At 66.3% G+C, this 19,399-nt stretch carries 19 protein-coding genes and 1 riboswitch; of the genes, 11 read left to right on the plus strand and 8 right to left on the minus strand.

What is annotated here, in order from left to right; all coding sequences use genetic code 11:
* Positions 1 to 25 precede the first annotated feature (25 nt).
* Positions 26 to 940, minus strand: coding sequence for a LysR substrate-binding domain-containing protein (locus tag JVX91_RS12050; RefSeq protein ID WP_205339434.1), 915 nt, complete (start codon positions 938 to 940; stop codon positions 26 to 28).
* Positions 941 to 1,091: 151 nt separating this feature from the next.
* On the opposite strand from JVX91_RS12050, the gene JVX91_RS12055 reads away from it, so the two are divergent.
* From JVX91_RS12055 to JVX91_RS12065, 3 genes are read left to right on the plus strand one after another with little or no spacing between them, the layout of a single operon-like run.
* Complete coding sequence (locus JVX91_RS12055) at positions 1,092 to 1,730, plus strand: NAD(P)H-dependent oxidoreductase (protein WP_205339435.1); 639 nt, start codon at positions 1,092 to 1,094, stop codon at positions 1,728 to 1,730.
* Complete coding sequence (locus JVX91_RS12060) at positions 1,730 to 2,038, plus strand: multidrug efflux SMR transporter (RefSeq protein WP_205339436.1); 309 nt, start codon at positions 1,730 to 1,732, stop codon at positions 2,036 to 2,038. The genes JVX91_RS12055 and JVX91_RS12060 overlap by 1 nt, the downstream gene beginning before the upstream one ends.
* Before the next feature lie 48 nt (positions 2,039 to 2,086).
* A complete protein-coding gene (locus JVX91_RS12065; protein ID WP_205339437.1) occupies positions 2,087 to 2,308 on the plus strand; it encodes a VF530 family protein in 222 nt (73 codons plus the stop codon).
* 286 nt (positions 2,309 to 2,594) lie between these two features.
* Here JVX91_RS12065 and JVX91_RS12070 read toward each other — a convergent pair whose 3' ends face one another.
* On the minus strand, positions 2,595 to 5,576 hold the full coding sequence (locus tag JVX91_RS12070; RefSeq protein WP_240201771.1) for a transglycosylase domain-containing protein: 2,982 nt from the start codon (positions 5,574 to 5,576) through the stop codon (positions 2,595 to 2,597).
* 446 nt (positions 5,577 to 6,022) lie between these two features.
* Here JVX91_RS12070 and JVX91_RS12075 point away from each other — a divergent pair, with 446 nt between their 5' ends.
* The 3 genes from JVX91_RS12075 to JVX91_RS12085 all read left to right on the plus strand — a co-directional run bounded on the left by JVX91_RS12075 (position 6,023) and on the right by JVX91_RS12085 (position 8,894).
* The gene (locus tag JVX91_RS12075) at positions 6,023 to 6,268 is read left to right on the plus strand and encodes a hypothetical protein (RefSeq protein ID WP_205339439.1); all 246 of its coding nucleotides are present in this window, start codon (positions 6,023 to 6,025) and stop codon (positions 6,266 to 6,268) included.
* A gap of 241 nt (positions 6,269 to 6,509) precedes the next feature.
* Positions 6,510 to 7,187: a class I SAM-dependent methyltransferase gene (locus tag JVX91_RS12080; RefSeq protein ID WP_205339440.1), complete on the plus strand. Its 678-nt coding sequence runs from the start codon at positions 6,510 to 6,512 to the stop codon at positions 7,185 to 7,187.
* Positions 7,188 to 7,514: 327 nt separating this feature from the next.
* A complete protein-coding gene (locus JVX91_RS12085) occupies positions 7,515 to 8,894 on the plus strand; it encodes an amino acid permease (RefSeq protein WP_205339441.1) in 1,380 nt (459 codons plus the stop codon).
* 55 nt (positions 8,895 to 8,949) lie between these two features.
* Here the strand turns inward: JVX91_RS12085 and JVX91_RS12090 are convergent, their stop codons facing one another.
* The 4 genes from JVX91_RS12090 to JVX91_RS12105 form a co-directional block, all read right to left on the minus strand.
* Entirely contained in the window at positions 8,950 to 9,324 is a 375-nt protein-coding gene (locus tag JVX91_RS12090) for a 5-carboxymethyl-2-hydroxymuconate Delta-isomerase (protein WP_205339442.1), read from the minus strand.
* Between the two features lie 322 nt (positions 9,325 to 9,646).
* Entirely contained in the window at positions 9,647 to 11,557 is a 1,911-nt protein-coding gene (locus JVX91_RS12095; RefSeq protein ID WP_205339443.1) for a M48 family metallopeptidase, read from the minus strand.
* A gap of 21 nt (positions 11,558 to 11,578) precedes the next feature.
* The gene (locus JVX91_RS12100) at positions 11,579 to 12,175 is read right to left on the minus strand and encodes a LemA family protein (RefSeq protein ID WP_205339444.1); all 597 of its coding nucleotides are present in this window, start codon (positions 12,173 to 12,175) and stop codon (positions 11,579 to 11,581) included.
* 165 nt (positions 12,176 to 12,340) lie between these two features.
* A complete protein-coding gene (locus tag JVX91_RS12105; protein ID WP_205339445.1) occupies positions 12,341 to 12,889 on the minus strand; it encodes a cysteine hydrolase family protein in 549 nt (182 codons plus the stop codon).
* Positions 12,890 to 12,998: 109 nt separating this feature from the next.
* On the opposite strand from JVX91_RS12105, the gene JVX91_RS12110 reads away from it, so the two are divergent.
* Positions 12,999 to 13,997: a GlxA family transcriptional regulator gene (locus tag JVX91_RS12110; RefSeq protein WP_205339446.1), complete on the plus strand. Its 999-nt coding sequence runs from the start codon at positions 12,999 to 13,001 to the stop codon at positions 13,995 to 13,997.
* Here JVX91_RS12110 and JVX91_RS12115 read toward each other — a convergent pair.
* Together JVX91_RS12115 and JVX91_RS12120 are read right to left on the minus strand one after the other, a co-directional pair.
* Positions 13,987 to 14,292 (minus strand): DUF3303 family protein, encoded by a 306-nt coding sequence (locus JVX91_RS12115; RefSeq protein ID WP_205339447.1) that lies wholly within the window; start codon positions 14,290 to 14,292, stop codon positions 13,987 to 13,989. The two genes, JVX91_RS12110 and JVX91_RS12115, sit on opposite strands and share 11 nt — an antisense overlap.
* A 191-nt stretch (positions 14,293 to 14,483) precedes the next feature.
* Positions 14,484 to 14,852, minus strand: a complete 369-nt coding sequence (locus JVX91_RS12120) for a cupin domain-containing protein (RefSeq protein WP_205339448.1) — start codon at positions 14,850 to 14,852, stop codon at positions 14,484 to 14,486.
* 157 nt (positions 14,853 to 15,009) lie between these two features.
* Here JVX91_RS12120 and JVX91_RS12125 point away from each other — a divergent pair, with 157 nt between their 5' ends.
* The 4 genes from JVX91_RS12125 to JVX91_RS12140 all read left to right on the plus strand — a co-directional run bounded on the left by JVX91_RS12125 (position 15,010) and on the right by JVX91_RS12140 (position 19,247).
* Positions 15,010 to 15,738: a class I SAM-dependent methyltransferase gene (locus JVX91_RS12125; RefSeq protein WP_205339449.1), complete on the plus strand. Its 729-nt coding sequence runs from the start codon at positions 15,010 to 15,012 to the stop codon at positions 15,736 to 15,738.
* Between the two features lie 60 nt (positions 15,739 to 15,798).
* On the plus strand, positions 15,799 to 16,227 hold the full coding sequence (locus tag JVX91_RS12130; RefSeq protein ID WP_205339450.1) for a VOC family protein: 429 nt from the start codon (positions 15,799 to 15,801) through the stop codon (positions 16,225 to 16,227).
* 59 nt (positions 16,228 to 16,286) lie between these two features.
* Positions 16,287 to 16,494: riboswitch (cobalamin riboswitch) on the plus strand.
* A gap of 174 nt (positions 16,495 to 16,668) precedes the next feature.
* Positions 16,669 to 18,543, plus strand: a complete 1,875-nt coding sequence (locus JVX91_RS12135; protein ID WP_240201732.1) for a TonB-dependent receptor — start codon at positions 16,669 to 16,671, stop codon at positions 18,541 to 18,543.
* Positions 18,543 to 19,247 (plus strand): (2Fe-2S) ferredoxin domain-containing protein, encoded by a 705-nt coding sequence (locus JVX91_RS12140; RefSeq protein WP_205339452.1) that lies wholly within the window; start codon positions 18,543 to 18,545, stop codon positions 19,245 to 19,247. Before JVX91_RS12135 ends, JVX91_RS12140 begins: the two co-directional genes overlap by 1 nt.
* The last annotated feature ends 152 nt before the right edge of the window (positions 19,248 to 19,399 follow it).

The following is a 19,399-nucleotide window of genomic DNA, read 5'->3' on the forward strand; positions in this document are numbered from 1 at the left end:
CACCTGCGCGGGCGCAGCGGCAGGCTCAGGCGGCGTTGTCGATCAGCGGGTCGACCGCCTGTGCGGCTTCCTCGGCCAGCCAGTCGAGGAACGCACGCACCGGCGGGTGGCGCTCCCGGCCCGGTACGCAGAGCGCGGTGTAGCTGGCGCCGGGCACGTTGATGTCCGGGCGGTAGGGCACCAGCAGGCCCTTCTCCACGCTCTCGGACACCAGCAGCGAACTGGCCAGTACCAGCCCCTGGCCGGCGATGGCCGCCTGCAGGGCGTAGAACTCTTCGTCGTACTCGCGCTGCACCGCCTGGGCCAGCAGGCATTCCTCGCCGGCCACCTGGCACCAGGCCTTCCAGCCGCGCTCGTAGAGTTCGGAGTTGTGCCAGCGCACGCTGATCATCTCCGGCACGTCCACGTCGGCGGTCGCCACCAGTGCCGGTGCGCCATAGACGGCGAAGCGCTCGGCCAAAAGGAACTGGCTGTGCATGCGCGGGTAGTTGCCGAAGCCGTAGCGGATCGCCAGGTCGACGCTGGCGTCCTGTTGCAGGTCGAGCAGCTCGCATTGGCTGTCCAGGCGCAGGCGGATGTGCGGATGACGCGCGTAGAAACGGCCCAGGCGCGGCACCAGCCAGAGCGCGGCGAAGGCCGGCGTGGTGGAGATCGTCAGGCTGCTGGCGCTGCGCTGCGGGCGCAGGCTGTCCACCGATTGCGACACCTCCAGCAGCGCGCCATGCAGGCTGCGGAATAGCCGCTCGCCGGCTTCGGTCAGGCGCACCTGGCGCGGCAGGCGTTCGAACAGTGGCAGGCCCAGCCATTCCTCCAGCGCGCGGACCTGGTGGGACACCGCCGTGGGCGTCACCGCCAGCTCCTCGGCGGCGGCCTTGAAGCTCAGTTGGCGTGCGGCGGATTCGAAGGTGCGCAGGGCGGGCAGGGGCAGGTTGGCGAACATCGAAAGCTCCATGGATGAGTAGAACTCATCTGAGTGCAGTTTCCCTCAGTTGTCCGGGAGACCGCCGGAAAATACCTTGGATGGCAAGCAGGGTGGTAATCCAGTGTACCGGATGAATCACCTGGAACAAGTCGAACCGAAGGAACTACAGATGAGCCGTATTCTTGCCATTCACGCCAGTCCGCGTGCCGAGCGTTCCCATTCCCGCCGCCTGGCCGAAGGCTTCCTCGCTGCGCTGCCGCAAGCGGAGATCACCCGCCGCGAGGTTGGCCGCGCCGATCTGCCCCACGTCAGCGAAGGCTTCATCGCAGCCGCCTTCCACCCCCAGCGTGAGCATCGTCCGGCCGAGCTTCAGACGGAACTGACCTTGAGCGACGAACTGGTGGACGAGCTGCTCGCCCACGACCTGCTGGTGATCTCCACGCCCATGTACAACTTCAGCGTGCCCAGTGGCTTGAAGGCCTGGGTCGACCAGATCGTTCGGCTCGGTCGTACCTTCGACCTGCACGTGAAGGACGGCGAGGCGGAATACGAGCCGCTGCTCAAGGGTCGCAAGGCGCTGATCATCACCAGCCGCGGTGGCGCTGGCATGGGGCCGGGCGGTGAGCTGGAGTGGATGAACCACGCCGATGCCTGGCTGCGCGTGGCGCTGGGTTTCCTCGGCATCGACGACGTGCAGGTGATCGCCGCCGAGGGTGAGGAGGGCAATCCGGATGCCTTCCGCGCGTCTTATCAACAGGCTGAAAAAGCCCTGGCCGATCTCGCCGAGAGCGAGTGGGCGCGGGCGTGATGGCCTGGGCGATGCTGATGGTGGCGGCGGTGTTCGAGGTGATGTTCGCGGTGTCGATGAAGTACGCCGAGGGATTCACCCGGCCGTTGCCCACCGTGGTGACGGTATTCGCGGTGATCGGCGGAATCTTCTTCCTCACGTTGGCGATGCGCCAGTTGCCGGTGAGCATCGCCTACCCGATCTGGACGGCCATCGGCACCCTGGGCACGGTGCTGTTCGGCTTCCTGCTGCTGGGCGAGGCGCTGACCCTGACCAAGCTGCTGTCGGTGGCGCTGATCATCGGTGGTGTGGCCGGGCTGCGGGCCTGAGGTTTGGATGCTAAGGTGCCGCGCATTCCCCGTACGACGACACCCATCATGACCGACAAACCGAAGAACCCGCTGCACGGCGTGACCCTTGAAGCCATCCTCAACCAGCTGGTTGCGCAGTACGGCTGGGAAGGGCTGGCCAAGCGCATTGACGTGCGCTGCTTCAAGAACGACCCGAGCATCAAGTCCAGCCTGACCTTCCTGCGCCGCACCCCGTGGGCGCGGGAGCAGGTCGAGGCGTTGTACGTGAAGAGCATGCAGGGCAAGTAACTGAGCGGCTCTTCGTAGGAGCGAGCTTGCTCGCGAACCTGGCCGGTTACCCATGGCATGAAGCGGTTCGCGAGCAAGCTCGCTCCTACAGGTTCAGGCATCTGTGCTATCCCCTCACCCCAGCCCTCTCCCCAGGGAGAGGGAGCCGTTCGGTACCCTGGATACAAATCGAGTCAGCCGGACAGCGCAGCAATGCCAGAGTGCTCGGGACAGTCCCCTCTCCCTCTGAGCGGGGCGCGCAGCCAGGGCTAGGGTGAGGGGGCGAAGCCGATCTATGCAGCAGCGCCTACCGCCAGCTCACCCGCAGGTTATCCAGCCGCTCCTGGCACCCGGTGCTGATCCCCGGTTCGAGATAGCTCGACAGCATCGGCGCCATCCCCTTGAGCACCTGCACCGGTAGCGCCGAGGTGAACTTGAAGTTGTCCGATTCGCTGCCCGCAACGTAGGCGGTCAGCGTGCCGAAGTGGCGCGGGCCGAGGTAGAAGACGAAGGTCGCCGTGCGGTTCATCGCCTTGGAGCTCTTCACCCAGCCGCTGCGGGTCACGCTTTCGATGCGGTTGTCGCCGGTGCCGGTCTTGCCGCCCATCACCAGGGGGCTGCCATCGGCCAGTTTGAAGCTTCCGGAGAGGCGCCGAGCGGTGCCCGCATCCACCACCTGGGAGAGTGCGGTGCGCAGCGCCTGGGCGACTTCCGATTGCATGACCTGGCGGCCGGTACCCGACTCCGGACCGAGGGTCACTTCATAGGGCGTGGAGGCGCCGAAGTGCAGGCTGTCGATGCGCAAGGTCGGCATGCGCACGCCGTCGTTGAGGATGATGCCCATCAGCTCCGCCAGCGCGGCCGGGCGGTCGCCCGAGCTGCCCAGCGCGGTGGCCAGCGACGGCACCAGGTGATCGAACGGGTAGCCCAGGCGTTTCCATTGTTCATGCAGATCGAGGAAGGCTTCCACCTCCAGCATGATGCGGATGCGCTTGTCGCGGGCGTATTTGTGCCGCGACTTGAACAGCCAGCCATAGACCTGCTTGCGCTCGGCGCTGCTGGCCGCCACGGCATCGGCGAAGGTGGCCGCCGGCTGGCGCTGCAGGTAGCCCAGCAACCACAGCTCCAGCGGGTGCACGCGGGCGACGTAGCCCTGGTCATTGAGGTCGAAGGCGCCCGGTCCGTAGCGCGTGTAGAGGTCTCCGATGCGCTTGTCGGTGAGTTTGTCACCGCTGTACTTGCCTTGTTTCAGGCGGTCCTGCAGGAAGGCAGCGAAGGTCGGCAGGTCGGCCTGGGGTTGCAGGTAGCGATGGATTGCCGCCAGGCGAACCGGCCAGGCGCGCAGGCCATCGAGGAAGGTGCTCAGGCGGTCATCGTTGTCCTTGCCCTTGTACTTCTGCCAGAAGCGCAGCAGGTAGACCTGGCTTTCCTTGTCGACGAAACGGTCCAGGTAGTCCTGCCGGCGCGGGTCCTTGTCGTCGGCCAGCACGGCGACCTTGCTGCCCTCGTTGGCGTAGATGTCGTGGCGCACCAGGTCGCGCAGCAGGCGCACGAAGGGCAGGTTGATCGACTCGCGCAAGGCGTCCTGCAGCGTTGGAATGCGGCCGTTGTCCTCCTTGCGGAAGTTGCTGAAGGTATGGATGCCGCCGCCAGTGAAGAAGCTCTCGTAGGGGCTGGCGGAATACTTGCGCTGCAGGGCGGCGGCGAGCATGTCCGGCAGGTTGCGGTCCTTGGCGGTGATCAGGTAGTCGATGGACCAGCGAGTGATGAAGTCCAGCGGTTCCACCGGCACTTTCTTCAGCTCGGCGGCGGGCATCGCGGCGTACTGCTGGTGCAGGTCGGCGACGGTTTCCAGGTAGGTCGCCAGCACCCGCAGCTTGGCGGTGGAGCCCAGCTCCAGCTTGCTGCCTTCGTTGATGTCGAAGGGTTGCTCGGTGCTGTCGGTCTGCACGCGCACGCGGTTGCCGCTGGGGGTGCGCTCGAACAGGGTGAAGCTGTAGCGCACGTCCTTGGTCTTGTCCTTGGACAGCAGGTGCTCGCCGAACAGGCCGATCTGCTCGGCGAAGTCCGGGTCGGACAGGTGCCGCAGGTAGCCGGTGACCTGTTCCTGCAGTTCATGCTGCAGGGTCGTGGTGAAGCTCATGTCGAGGCGGTCGAGGTCGTACAGCGGCACGTCGAGCATGCCGGCCAGGCGGGTGCGCGCAAGACCGATGCCCTTGTTGTTTTCCAGCGGGGTGAAGCTCGGTTCGCTGCGCGGATCGCGGAACACCAGCTTCTGCTTGAGCGCCGCGTCGCGCAGTTCCGGGGCGATCACGTTGTTCTGCGCCAGCAGGCGCAGGTAGCTGTCGGTCAGCACGGCCAACTGGTCGCGGCCACGGGCGAGGTACCAGGAAGGCCGGCGGTGGGCAATCATCAGCGAGACGACCTGGCGCAGCGCCTTGCCCTGCGCGGCAAGCTCCGCACCGGAGGCGGGCGGGGCGTTGAGCAGCTTGTTGACCTGCTGGTAGTCGGCGCCGTACCAGATCCACAGGCCGTCGGGCAGGCCGCTGACTTCGCCGTAGCCAGGCTGCGCGGAGAGCGGTACCGAGTTGAGGTAGGTCAGTGCCACGTTGCGCCGCGCTGCCATGTTTTCCGCGCCACCCTGGTAGGTGCGCACGCTGGCCGAAGCCATCTGCCGCAGCTTGTCGGTAATGGAGTTGGTGCGGCCGTCTTCGGAATGGCGGTACTTCTCGATCTGCGTGGCCAGGGTGCTGCCGCCGGGCGCGTGGTTGCCCAGGCCGACGATCTTGCCGACCTGTGCGACCGATGCCTGGGTGAAGCGGCTCCAGTCGATGGCCGGGTTGAGGTAGGGGCGATCGGGGTCGAGCAGGTCGCGGTTCTCGATGAACAGCAGGCTGTTGACGATGGTCGGCGAGATGCTTTCGAAGTTGGCGTACAGGCGTTGCGGGTAGCGGAAGTTGTAGATGGGCAGGCCGCGGCAGTCGGCGATGTCGACCCCGGCCTGGGCCTTCTCCGGGTAGGGCGGGAACATACCGTGGCCGGTGTACTGCATCAGCGGATCGGAGAAGCGCGCCTGGCTCAGGGTAACGAAGTTGCGTTCGTGCAGACGGTCGAGGAAAGTCGGCAACTGCTGGTAGCCCAGGCGCCGGTCGAACGGACCACCCTGTGGATACACCACGCTGCCGGTGCCGCCCTGTTCCAGGCTCCAGGTCAGTCCCGTAGCGTAGCGAGACAGTTCGCGTGCCTGCAGCTTCGAAGTGCGCGCTTCATAGAGCAGCGCCGCGCCCATGGCCGCGAGCAACGGCAAGAGGAACAGGAAGAGGATCAGGAATCGGTGGTGGTGGGCTTTTCCTTGGGGAATACCGGGCTCCAAGCCACCCGGTTGACTTGCTGCTTGCGTACCGGAATGCTTCGGTTTGCCCATCTTCACGCCCTGCCCATGCTCAACGGCGAGGTTCTGCTGGCGTCACGAGGTAAGCCGTATTTCTGCGCAAATGTGGCGACGTCGCAGACACGGCGAAACGCCAACAGGCCCTCAGGTCAGCGGACTCCGCCCACGTGATGGCCGACGCCCCTCCCGGCGCCGCGAAAGCCCCATGCCAGCGGCTTTCCTATTCTCCAGCGTAGTTCGCGGCGGAAAATCTGCGCGCCGCGAAGCACCGTTCCGAGCTCGCCGGATTGATTTGCCGACGGCCAGCATGTGCAATGTATTTATTTCGACAGGAAGCCCCGGTCATGCGTTCGCATTTTTTGCCCCTTGTCGCGTTGTTGCTGGTGCCGCTGAGCCTCAGCGCCGCGCCCATGCCATTCTACAAGTGGCAAAGCAAGCTGGATGGCGCCTATACCTGCCAGCAGACCTCGCCGGGCAGTGGTTGGACGAAGATCGGCGGGCCGTTCCGCGACGCCGTTTGCCGCGAGGTGCTGCCGCAGACCCCGCCGCCCAAGGGGCTGGCGCTGCCCAAGGCACTGAGGACGCAGTAGTACAGGACCATGGGCAGTTATCTGTACCGGGAAGGAGTGCGCCGTTGCTTCCCCTCACCCCGGCCCTCTCCCTCAGGGAGAGGGGGCAGGGCGTGCCGGTTGAGCCCCCTGGTTTCATCCTGCACCGAACAGTTCCCTCTCCCTCAGGAGCGGGGCTCACAGCCAGGGTCAGGGCAGGGGTGCTTGATCCCGTAGGAGCGGATTCATCCGCGATCGCTTCACCTCACGCACGGAGTTCGCCATGACCGACCACGACGCCCGGATCCGCCATAGCTGGCAGGCCAACGCTGACGCCTGGACCCGCGCCGTGCGCGAGCAGCGTATCGAGAGCCGGCGGCTGGTGACGGACGCCGCGATCCTCGCCGCCGTCGCCGAAGGCCCGGCGCAGCGTGCTCTGGACATCGGCTGCGGTGAAGGCTGGTTGTGCCGCGCATTGGCGGCGCGGGGCAGCGAGTGCGTCGGCGTGGATGCCTCCGCGCCCCTGATCGAGTCCGCGCAAGCAGCGGGTGGCGGGCGCTACGAGGTGATGGACTACGCGGCGTTGATCGCCCACGGGGAGTCCCTCGGCCAGTTCGACCTCCTGGTGTGCAACTTCGCCTTGCTCGACGACTACATCGCGCCACTGCTCGGCGCCTTGCGCGAACGCGTCGCGCCCGGCGGGCGCCTGCTGATCCAGACCGTGCATCCCTGGACCGCCTGTGGGGACGAGCCGTACGCCGACGGTTGGCGGCTGGAAACCTTCGCCGCTTTCGGCGGGGAGTTCAGCACGCCGATGCCCTGGTTCTTCCGTACGCTGGAGTCCTGGCTGGCGCTGCTGGCTGCCAGCGGCTGGCGCTTGCGGCAGCTGCGCGAACCCCGGCATCCGGACACCGGCAAACCCTGCTCGCTGCTCCTGGACCTGCAGCCGCTGGCCGGCTGAAACCGCTCTACGCCGGGAGCTCGCGGCCAGCGGGGATGTGGCGAAACGCCGCTATTCCTTTGGTCACATTGCACCTTGGTGGTGCAGACGATTCGCTCGCACTTGTGTAACACTCGCCCGCGACCTCAGCCGTGGTCCTCCCGCAATGCCCACGTCCGCTTCACAAGAGCGGGCAGCCTCTTCCGGTGTGCCGTCCTGGAACTGCCAGACACTTCTCCCTCCGTGCCGCCCGGCGCGATGGCGAAGCCGTTTCGGCGCTTCCGCATCCCGACTGCACTTAGAGTCCTCAGCTGATATTTCCCAAGAACAAAATGAGGTTGCATCACCATGTCGTCCCACGATCTCCAAAGGGATCTCAACGAGCGGCACATCCGTCTCATGGCCCTGGGCGCCTGCATCGGCGTCGGTCTGTTCCTCGGCTCCGCCAAGGCCATCCAGATGGCCGGCCCGGCCATCATGCTGTCCTACATCATCGGCGGTCTCGCCATCCTCGTGATCATGCGCGCCCTCGGCGAGATGGCCGTGCACAATCCCGTGGCCGGCTCCTTCGCCCGCTATGCGCAGGACTACCTCGGCCCGCTGGCCGGCTACCTGACCGGCTGGAACTACTGGTTCCTCTGGCTGGTGACCTGCGTCGCGGAGATCACCGCGGTGGCCATCTACATGGGCATCTGGTTCCCCGACGTGCCGCGCTGGATCTGGGCGCTGGCCGCGCTGGCGAGCATGGGCACCATCAACCTGGTGGCGGTACGCGCCTTCGGTGAGTTCGAGTTCTGGTTCGCCCTGATCAAGATCGTCACCATCGTCGCCATGATCCTGGCCGGCGCCGGCATGATCTTCTTCGGCCTGGGCAACGGCGGTATCGCCACCGGAATCTCCAACCTCTGGAGCAACGGCGGCTTCATGCCCCACGGCATCACCGGCGTGCTGATGTCGCTGCAGATGGTGATGTTCGCCTACCTGGGCGTGGAGATGATCGGCCTCACCGCCGGCGAAGCGAAGAACCCGCAGAAGACCATCCCCGGCGCGATCAACTCGGTGTTCTGGCGCATCCTGCTGTTCTACGTGGGCGCGCTGTTCGTGATCATGTCGATCTACCCGTGGAACGAGATCGGCACCCAGGGCAGCCCCTTCGTGATGACCTTCGAGCGCATGGGCATCAAGACCGCCGCCGGCATCATCAACTTCGTGGTGATCACCGCCGCGCTGTCGTCCTGCAACGGCGGCATCTTCAGCACCGGTCGCATGCTCTACAGCCTTGCTCAGCATGGCCAGGCTCCGGCCGTGTTCGCCAAGACCTCCAGGGGCGGCGTGCCGCGCAATGCGCTGCTGCTGTCCATCGCCGCGCTGCTGCTGGGCGTGCTGCTGAACTATCTCGTGCCGGAAAAGGTGTTCACCTGGGTCACCTCCATCGCCACCTTCGGTGCGATCTGGACCTGGGCGATGATCCTGCTGGCGCAGCTGAAGTTCCGCCGTGGCCTCTCCGCCGCCGAAGCCGGCAAGCTGCAGTTCAGGATGTGGCTGTACCCGATCAGCTCCTACCTGGCCATGGCCTTCCTGGTGCTGGTGGTGGTGTTGATGGCGTTCTTCGAGGACACCCGCATCGCGCTGTACATCGGCCCGGCCTTCCTGGTGCTGCTGACGGTGCTGTACTACGCGCTGAACCTGGCTCCGAAAGAGCAGGGCAGTGTGGCCAGCCGCGCCTGATGCTCGGTTGAACGAATGAAAAGGGCCTCTTCGGAGGCCCTTTTTTATTGCTGGATCAGGCGCTGGGCAGGCTGCCAGCCATGCGGGTCAGGCTGCGGTCGAATTCGGTGATTTCCAGTTGCAGGCCGACGGGGCGTGTTTCGATGAGTGCGGCGAGGGTCTGCTCGGCGGTGGCGAACAGCGTGTCGACGATGCGCTGGCGCAGCTCCTCCGGGCGACCGGGAGCGATGCGGATCTGGATGTTGATGAAGGCTTCGCCTTGGGTGTTGGCGCCGACGTGGTACTGGTCGATGGCGCGGGCGAAAGTGCGCAGGCCGTTGCTGGGGAATACGCCCAGACCTTGTGCCGCCTCATGCAGCTTGCGGGGTAGTTCAAGCGTGCGCAGGGCGTCGGTGAGGTTGGCGGTGTAGTCGATGGCGATGTGGGGCATGGCAAACGTCCGGTATCCGTGATGCCGGACATCCTAGGAGCGTGCCTCCGCGAAGGCTATGCGAGTGACTACGTATTCGAACCATCGCGGACGGAGTCCGCTCCTACGCTCGCCGAATAGCGCGGAGCCCTTCGTAGGAGCGGACCTTGTCCGCGAAATCCACCGCGAACGCATACACGGCTATCGGCAAACACCGGCGGTGGGCGCCTATTGTAGGAGCGGACCTTGTCCGCGAAATCCACCGCGAAGGCATATACGGCTATCGGCAAACGCCGGCGGTGGGCGCCTATTGTAGGAGCGGACCTTGTCCGCGATTGGCCGATCAGCCCGGCAACAACGGCGGCATCGGGCAATCCAGGATATCCGCCACCGCGCGCATCAGCTCCGCTTCGCTGGCGGTGATCTGGCCGTCGTGCTCCACGCAGCGCGCCAGTGCCTTGAGCAGTTGCGGTTTCTGCAGCGGCCGCAGTTGCTCCAGCTTCTTCAAGGCGTTTTCCAGATCGCGCAGGCTGCCCGTCGCCGGCAAGGGCCGGGGCGCGAAGGGCAGGCCGGTCCAGGCATCGGCGAACGCCTGTTCGATCTGCAGGTCGCTGGCTTCGCCCACGCGGGCGAGGAACGCCAGCAGTGTCGCGCAGGCATCGGACAGGTCCGCCAGCGCCACGTTGCCAATCTTCCCGCTGCCCGGCCGCAGGTTGCGCTCGATGATGCGCAGCAGCGTCCATTCCAGCAGCTTTACCTTGCCGTCCAGCTTGATCAGCAGCGCCATGTTCTCCCGCAGGGCGAGGAAGGCCTTGGCGTCCAACTGCTTGAGCGCCGGCATGGCCAGATCGAGCAAGGGCAGTCGCTGGCCCGGATCGAGGTGGACCAGCGATTCCTCCAGCAGGTCCAGTTGCAGCGCGAGACTCAGGTTCAGGTGCTGCTTGATCGCTTCCAGCTGGCGCGCACGCAGGCCGGATTCGCTGTCCAGCAGCAGCCCGTAGACCAGCGCCTGGGCGCCTTCGCTGTCATGGGCCGCGCGTTGCAGTCGCTCATCCAGGCGTTGCAGGGTGCTGCGGGCTTCCTGCAGGTGCGCGATGGTAGGCGCGCCGACGGCGGCCACTGCCACTTCCACGGCGCTGGGCTGGTAAGGCTGTCCGGCGACGGCGGCGGTCCAGGCGTCCTTGTTCATCAGCGCCACGTCCAGGCGTGGTTCGAATTTCGGGTAGCGGCCGTCCCAGCCCGGATCGACACGGCGGATGCGGTCCTTCAGCGGCGGGTGCGTATCGAACCAACTGCTGCCCACACCGTCGCCGAAGTACAGGTGGCTGAATTCTGCCGCGCGCGGGGCACTGAGCAGGGCGCCGAGCGGGTTGCCACCGATCTTCTTCAGCGCACCGGCGATGGTCGAAGGGTCGCGGGTGAACTGCACGGCCGAGGCGTCGGCCAGGAACTCGCGTTGGCGGCTGACCGAAGCCTTGATCAACTGGCCAAAGAAAGTCCCCACATAGCCCAGCACGTAGAGGACCACGCCGGCGCCGATCACCAGCAGCACCACGCTGCCGCCGCCGTTCTTGTCGTTGCTGCTGCTCCGGCTGCTGATGCGGATGCCGCTGCTGGTCTCGCTCCAGCCGCGCAGCAGCATGCCGCCGATCAAACCGAGCAGGAGCATGCCGTGGAGCAGGGCGGTCAGCCGGGTGTTGAGCAGCATGTCGCCGTGGTGGATGTGGCTGAACTCGTGGGCGATCACGCCCTGCAGTTCATTGCGGTCGAGTTGCTCGATGGCACCGCGGGTGATGCCGATCACCGCATCGCGGGGGCTGAGGCCGGCGGCGAAGGCGTTGATCGAGCCGTCTTCCAGCACGTACACCGGCGGTACCGGAGAGCCGGATGCCAGCGCCATTTCCTCGACGACGTTGAGCAGGCGGCGCTCGTCGGCGTTGCCGGCGCTGAGGTTGAGCAGGCGGCCGCCGAGGCTCTCGGCCACGACCTTGCCGCCGGCGCTCAATTGCACCTGTTTGTACAGTGCGCCGAGGACGACCACGCCGACGATCACGGCGGCCACCGACAGGTACAGCTCCGGATCGGGCAGGGAGGCGCGCGAGGTCAGGTGCAGCGCCGGCTCACCCAGGTGACGCCAGAGCCAGCCCAGGGCGAAGCTGGTGATAGTCACCAGGCAGACCACTGCCACGGTCAGCAGCAGGACCAGGCGCCCGGTCTGCTTGCGGGCGCGGTCCTGGTGTTCGAAGAAGTTCATCGCGCGTCCTGCGCCGAGGTGTTAGAAGGCGACTTTCGGCGCGGCCTGGATCTGCTCGCGGTCGTCGAACTCGAGCAGGCTGGCGTCCTTGGTGTGGCCGTAGGTCTTGGCCAGGAAGTTGGCGGGGAAGGACTGGCGGTAGGTGTTGTACTCCATCACCGCGTCGTTGTACGCCTGGCGGGCGAAGGCCACCTTGTTCTCGGTGCTCGACAGTTCCTCGCTGACCTGTTGCAGGTTCTGCGAGGCCTTGAGGTCCGGGTAGGCTTCCAGGGTCACATTCAGGCGGCCTATGGCGCCACCCAGGGCGTTCTCGGCGGCGGCCAGTTGCGCCATGCGTCCGGCATCGCCCGGCTGTTCGGCGGCGGCCTTCAGGCCGGCCACGGCGGCGTTGCGCGCGGCGATCACGGCTTCCAGGGTCTCGCGCTCGTGCTTGAGATAGGCCTTGGCGGTTTCCACCAGGTTGGGGATCAGGTCGTAGCGGCGCTTGAGTTGCACCTCGATCTGCGCGAAGGCGTTCTGATACCGGTTGCGCAGTGCCACCAGGCGGTTGAAGACGCTGATCAGCAGGAAGATCACGCCAGCGATGATGGCGAGGATAATGATCGAAGAGACGCTCATGGGATTTCCTTATCGGCAGGCGATCGAGCCCCGATAATAGCGGAAAGCCAGTGGCGTGTTGGGCAACTTCTCACGTCTTGCTTCGTTAGTTCATCGGCGGTGTTGCGGCGCATTTCTAAATGAAACAGGGCCTCCCTGGAGGCCCTGTTTTCGATCTTTTGTGAATCAGCGGTTCAGGTACTCGGCAGTGGACACCACCTCGGCGTAGGCGAATGCCAGGGATGCCATGTAGGCCGCATGGACCTGGGCGGCCGGCACCTTCACGCCGTTGAACTCCAGGTCCAGGGTGGCGCAGGCGTCGTGCAGCACGGTGACCGCGTAGCCGAAGTCGGCGGCAGCGCGGGAGGCGCCATCCACGCACATGTGGCTCATGTGCCCGACCACCACCACGGAGTCGATGCCATGCTCGTCGAGAATGGTCTTCAGGTTGGTGTCGCGGAACGAGTTGACGAAGTGCTTGAGCACCACCGGCTCGGCGGGCAGATTGGCGACCTTGGTGTGGATCTTCGCGCCGTCGCTGCCGGGAACGAAGAAGGGCGCATCGGTGCTTTCGAACTCGTGGCGAATGTGCACCACCAGGTCACCGCGCTCGCGGAAGGCGGCCAGCACCTTGGCGGCCTGGTCGGCGGCGGCTTCGATGCCGACCAGCGGCCATTTGCCGGAAGGGAAGTAGTCGTTCTGGATATCCACTAGGATGAGCGCTTGCTTGGCCATTTCCGAATTCCTTCTTGGGAGTTGAGTGGTGAGGAAGTGCGACCAGTATGGTTCGCCGCGCGCCGCGCGGGGATCAGGCGGAACGACAATAACCGGGGGAAAACTGACAATGGCTGTGGAACGGGGCGTCGTCGAGATCGGGTTGCTGCTCTATCCCGGTGTGCAGACGGCGGCGCTGCACGGGTTGACCGACCTGTTCGCGGTGGCCGACCGTATCGCCGCCGAAGAGGCCGCGCAGCAGTTGCCGGCGCTGCGCGTCAGCCATTGGTCCGGCGAAGACGGCGGCGAGCCCCGGCGTGTGTTCGACACGCATCCTGGCGCTGACAGCCGCTTGGGCGCCGTGCTCGTCCCGCCATCGCTGTTCGGCCTGCCCGACGCCGCGCCGCTGCGCAACCTCACCGACTGGCTCGCTGTCCGCCATGGCGAGGGTGCCATCGTCGGCTCGGTGTGCATCGGCGGGCTTCTGGTAGCCGAAGCCGGGCTTCTCGACGGCCGCAGCGCCACCGCCCATTGGAGCGGCGCCGAGGCCTTCGCCAAACGCTTCCCGCGCGTGCGCCTGGAGCCGCACAAACCCATGGTCGACGACGGCGACCTGATCACTTCCGCCGGGCTGATGGCCTGGTCGGAGCTGGGCCTGCGCATCGTCGACCGCCTGCTCGGCCCGAGCATCGCCAGCCGTACCGCGCGCTTCCTGGTGGTGGAGCACAGCGACAGCGCGCAGCAATGCGGCAGCAACTTCGCGCCGCTGCTGGGCCATGGCGATGCTGCGATCCTCAAGGTTCAGCACTGGCTGCAGGGCAATGGCGCGGTGGATGTCAGCCTCGCCGCCATGGCCGCACAGGCAGGTTTGGAGGAGCGCACCTTCCTGCGCCGCTTCCGCGCCGCCACCGGGCTCAAGCCCACCGAGTACTGCCAGCACCTGCGGGTGGGCAAGGCGCGGGAGCTGCTGGAGTTCACCAATGGCACGGTGGACCACATCGCCTACACGGTCGGCTACCTCGATCCGGGCTCGTTCCGCAGCACCTTCCGCAAGATCACCGGGATGGCGCCGAGTGATTACCGCAAGCGCTTCGGCGCGAAGCCGGCCGAGGCCGCGCTCAGGGACTGACCGAAGGCGCGTCCGCCGCCTGTTGCGCCAGCTGCGCAAGCAGGGGCGCGTATTCCGCATCGGTCATCGCCGGGTGCACTTGCAGGTGCATCAGGTCGGTCCATTGCAGCATCCAGCGTTGCACGTCGAGCGGGTTCTCGGCCTCTGCCAGGCCGAAGCCGAGCATGTGGCCCAAGGCGTGCCAGCGGCCGACCAGCTTGACGCCGGGCGGCGGCAGGCCGCCGGTCTTGAGAAATCGCTGGATGATCTTGTCGCGGTTCTCGATGGGGATGGTCCAGTTCACCAGATAGAGCATGTCGCACCTCCGGCCCTGCCTCGGGCTGTGATGATGCGCGGACCCGATTCGGCACCGCCGCCAGAGTCGCGCCTGTGTATCCCAGGCGTGACAGCCTCCGGCTGGGAGCGGATTCCTCCCGTCAGGCATAGCAGCCCGGCTGGCGCTGGCAGGGCCGCTGATCGGCGATACGAGGTGCAGGCGATCGGCGGTCAGATCCAGCGATCATTCTCCGCCGTCCGCTCGCCCCCCTGATCCCCGGTATTCAGCACGCCGCGCGGTTCGATCAGCATCACCTGCACTTCGTGCTCGGCATAGGGTTTGTGCTCGACCCCGCGCGGTACCACGTACAGCTCACCGGCGCGCAGGGTCAGTGGGCCGTCGCGGAAGTCGATGCGCAGTTCGCCGTCGAGCACGATGAAGGTCTCGTCGGTGTCGGCGTGGCTGTGCCAGACGAAATCGCCGTGCAGCTTCACCACCTTGAACTGGTAGTCGTTCATCTCGGCGATTACCCGCGGCTGCCAGGTTTCGTGGATCAGGGCGAGCTTGTCCCGGAGGTTGATCGGTTGGTGTTGGGTCACGGTGGTCTCTCCTTTTCTGATGCCGCTGACACTAAGGTCGTGCCGTCGAGTGGTCTTGCAGGAAATTGCGCTTCGATCGCCCTGGCATTGACCTCGTCGGGTTGCCGGCCCCGTCCTTGACGCCGACAATCGATGCGTCAAAAAGGAGTGCCGATCCATGGCGCAGAACATCTACGACAACCCTGAATTCTTCGCCGGCTACGCCCAGCTGCCCCGTTCCCGGCACGGCCTGGACGGCGCGCCGGAGTGGGCCGTGCTGCGTTCCCTGCTGCCGCCGCTGGAAGGCCTGGACGTGGTCGACCTCGGTTGCGGCTACGGCTGGTTCAGCCGTTACGTAGCAGAGCAGGGCGCACGCACGGTGAGCGGGCTGGACGTGTCGCGGAAGATGCTCGACCACGCGCGGGCGAACACCGACGCCGCACAGGTGAGCTACTTCCATGCCGACCTCGACCAGCTCGAATTGCCCACCGCGGCGTTCGACCTCGCCTACAGCTCGCTGACCCTGCATTACCTGGAGGACCTGCCGCATTTCTTCCGCAACGTGCACGACGCGCTGCGCCCCGGCGGCAGCCTGGTGTTTTCCATCGAGCACCCGATCTACATGGCCTCGCTCAAACCGGGCTGGATAGTCGACGGCGATGGCCGCCGCTGCTGGCCGGTGGACCATTACCAGGACGAAGGCGAGCGCCGCACCGACTGGCTGGCCAAGGGCGTGCTCAAGCATCACCGCACCCTCGGCAGCATTCTCAATGCCGTGATCGGCTCGGGGCTGACGCTGCGCCACGTCGAGGACTGGGGCCCGAGCGCCGAGCAGGTGCAGGCCATCCCGTCGCTGGCCGAGGAGCGCGAACGGCCGATGTTGCTGCTGGTCGCCGCGCAGCGCTGAAGCGGCGAAAAGGCGCGACTATGCTGGAAGGGTCGCGCCCACCCCGCGTCGGAGATCGCCATGTCACAGACCGTTCCCGCCGTCCGCCCCAGCGTCATTCCCTGCCTGCGCTACCGCGATGCGCCCCAGGCCATCGACTGGCTGTGCGCGACCTTCGGCTTCCAGCGACAACTGGTCGTTGCCGATGAACATGGCGGCATCGCCCACGCCCAGCTGGCGATGGCCGACGGCAGTGGGCTGGTGATGCTGGGTTCGCTGCACGACAACGAGTACGGCCGGCTGATGCGCCAGCCCGACGAGATTGGCGGCTGCACCCAGAGCATCTACGTGGTGGTGAAGGACGCCGAAGCGTTGTACCGCGCAGCGGTGGATGGCGGCGCGCAGATCGTCATCGACATCAAGGACGAAGACTACGGCGGCCAGGGCTTCACCTGTCGCGATCCGGAAGGGCATATCTGGAGCTTCGGCACCTACGATCCCTGGCACTGACGCCGCTCTGCAACATCCTGCGCAAGCCCCGCGCTTGACGCTTTCCCATCGCAAGTGTTGATATGCGCCCCGTTTCAGGTGCCCCCCGCCGCCGTGCGTGGGGTGAAACGGGAAGCCGGTGCGTCGCCCTCGTGCGATCAGTCCGGCGCTGCCCCCGCAACGGTAAGCGAGCGGAGCATCCACTAGGCCACTGTGCACCAGCATGGGAAGGCGGATGCCCCAGGACCCTCGCAAGCCCGGAGACCGGCCTGGAACCTGTTTGGCAAACCCGCGGTGGGCGGGCGTGAGCCGGTTCCCGGGGCGCGCTCGTTCCGGGTGTCGCTGCGCCGCCTGCGAAATATCTATTTCGAGGCGATCACCTTGCATTCTCCTGCTTCCAATTCCCGGCGCGCCTTGCGCTGGACTCCCGTTCTCTCCCTCTGTGCCCTGAGTTCGCAGCTTGTGGCGGCTCCCCTCGACCTGGCCGATGAAATCGTCAGCGCGCCTTCCGTGGAGTCCACCACGGTGGCCGACATGGCGCGCTACGGCAGCAAGCTGGAGGTCATCGACCGCCAGCAGATCGAACGCGCCGGCCCCAGCGCCGACATCACCCGCGTGCTGCAGATGTACGTGCCGGGCCTGTTCGTTGCGCCGAAGAACGGCCCGTTCGACTACGGCACCTACTCGCTGCTGGGCGGGCGCAACGACGACACGCTGATCCTGCTGGACGGCGTGCGCCTGAACAATCGCCTCTACGGCGGCATCTACATTGACACCCTGCCGACCACCGCAGTGGAACGCATCGAGGTGCTCAAGGGCGGCCAGGGCCTGCTGTTCGGCACCCAGGCGGTGTCCGGGGTGATCAATATCGTCACCCGCAGCGCGCGCAGCCGCGAGGCGTCCGGCGAGGTGAACCTCGGCCTGGACACCTTCAAGGGCCGCAGCGGCGATGCCCGCGCGGAGAAGGTCGTGCAGAACGGCCTGGGCGACCTCGGCCTGATGGCCTACGTCAGCCACAACCGCTCTGACGGCTACCAGCCCTACCGCGACCGGGACATGACCAGCACGGTCAGCGACAAGCGCCGCTCGTACGACGTCAACGTGTTCGGCGCCAAGGCCATCCAGGCCATCGGTGAGGCTTCGCGCCTGGAGCTGTTCTACCAGTACGCCGACGCCGAGCTGGATTTCGCCCGGCCAACGTCGAACCACCACACCAGCAACAACCGCGTGCAACAGATCGCCACGGCCACCTTCCAGCAGAGCGTCAACGACGTTTTCAGCTGGTTCGCCAAGACCCACATCAACGACTGGGACACCCGCTACGACCGCGTCTACAACCTGCAGGGCGGCGGCACCCAGGTGCTCAACCACAACGACTACTGGGGCTTCACCGACTGGGGCGCGCAGCTCGAAGGCAAGGCCAGGTTCGGTGGCGGTCACGAGCTGGTCTTCGGTAGCGACAACCAGTGGTACAAGGGCCAGGACGATGTGCTGATCATCGACAACGACAAGGCCGAATCCCATGCGCTCTACGCCCAACTGCGCCCGCGCATCGACGCGCTGCCCGATTGGCACCCGAGCCTGGGCGTGCGCCGCGAGGAAATCTCCGGCGGCGAAGGCGCCACGGTGTGGATGCTCACGTCGCTCTACGACCTCACCGAGCAGCTCAAGCTGCGCGGCCAGTTCGGCACCGCCTTCAAGCTGCCCACCGCCGAGCAACTGTTCGTCAACGAGCCGGGAGACGAAGTCGGCAACCGCGACCTCAAGCCCGAGCGCAGCCGCAATGCCGAGCTGGGCCTGGACTACACCGGCGAGCTGTTCGACCAGCCGTGGAGCGGCAGTGTCACCCTGTTCCGCCGTGAGATCACCGACTTCATCACCCTGGCGGGTGACCAGTGGGTGAACGGCAACGGGGAGATCGAGGTGCGCGGCGTTGAGGCCAACGGCCAGTGGCAGTTCGGCCGGCACTGGCAGGTCTCCGCTGACGCCACGCGCAACCTGGTGGACAGCCGCGAAGGCGTGACGGTCAACAACATCCCGCACTTCTTCGCCCGTGTGCGCCTGGGCTATGACGACAACCTCTGGGGCGCCGGCCTCGCGACACGCTACGTGGGCTCCATCGTCAGCGCCCAGGACGACGACTACGGCCACTACACCGTGCTCGACGGCGACGCCTATCGCTATCTCGACCCGGCCCACGCGCACCGCCTGAGCCTGCTGCTGGAGAACCTGCTGGACCGCGACTACGCCACCGGCCGCACCAGCAATGGCAGCCGCCAGGTGGACAACCTCGGCCGGCCGCGCACCGCCGAGCTGCGCTACACCTTCAGCTTCTGATGAGGGCCATCCTGCTGGTCGGCCCGCTGGCCGGCGTCCAGGGCGAGCGCCTGCATCGCGAGGTGTCGGCGCGTCTGACTGGTGTCGAGATCATCGACACCAGCGAGGGTTTCGACGCGCTCTGGACGCGAGCGCGCGCGCAGTTGGCCGATGGCGCGCCGTTGCTGCTGGTCGACCTGGAGCCCGCCGCTGACGGTGCCTATCTCGACTGGCTGCGCGCCGAACTGGCGGTGCTGGCGGATGAGTTTCCGCAGGCGCCGGTGCCGAGCATCACGGCTTCGGCGCTGGGCCGTCGCGGGCTGGATGCCGGCGCAGTGCTGGCAGCGATCGATGATCCGGCGCAACAGCTGGACTGCCAGGGCGTCGGCGAGGTGCCGTCGCAGCCGGACTGGTCCGCGCCACCGCCGCACCGGCATCACCTGTTCCTCTGCACCGGGCCGCGCTGCGTGCGCCGGGGTGCATTGCCCTTGTGGAAAACCTTGCGCCGCGAGCTGATTCGCCACGACCTCTACGAGAATGGCGAAGGCGCCTTGCTGACTCGCACGGGTTGCCAGTTCCCCTGCAATCGCGGGCCGGTGCTGACGGTCTATCCCGAGCGTGTCTGGTATGGACTACGCAGCGATGAGCAGGTTTGTCGGGTGGTGACGGAGCACCTGCGCGATGGTGTGCCGGTGGCGGATCTGCGCGTGGATGACGAGATATGAAACGCACTCCGCTCGTTGCAGGAGCGAGCTTGCTCGCGAACCTCTGGACGCAGGGGGCTGGATTCGTCCTTCTCCTTCAACGGCCCCTCACCCTAACCCTCTCCCGGAGGGAGAGGGGACTGATCGGCGTGGATGGACACCGTAGCGTCAGC

The organism is Pseudomonas sp. PDNC002, from assembly GCF_016919445.1.
In the GTDB taxonomy this organism is placed as follows: domain Bacteria; phylum Pseudomonadota; class Gammaproteobacteria; order Pseudomonadales; family Pseudomonadaceae; genus Pseudomonas.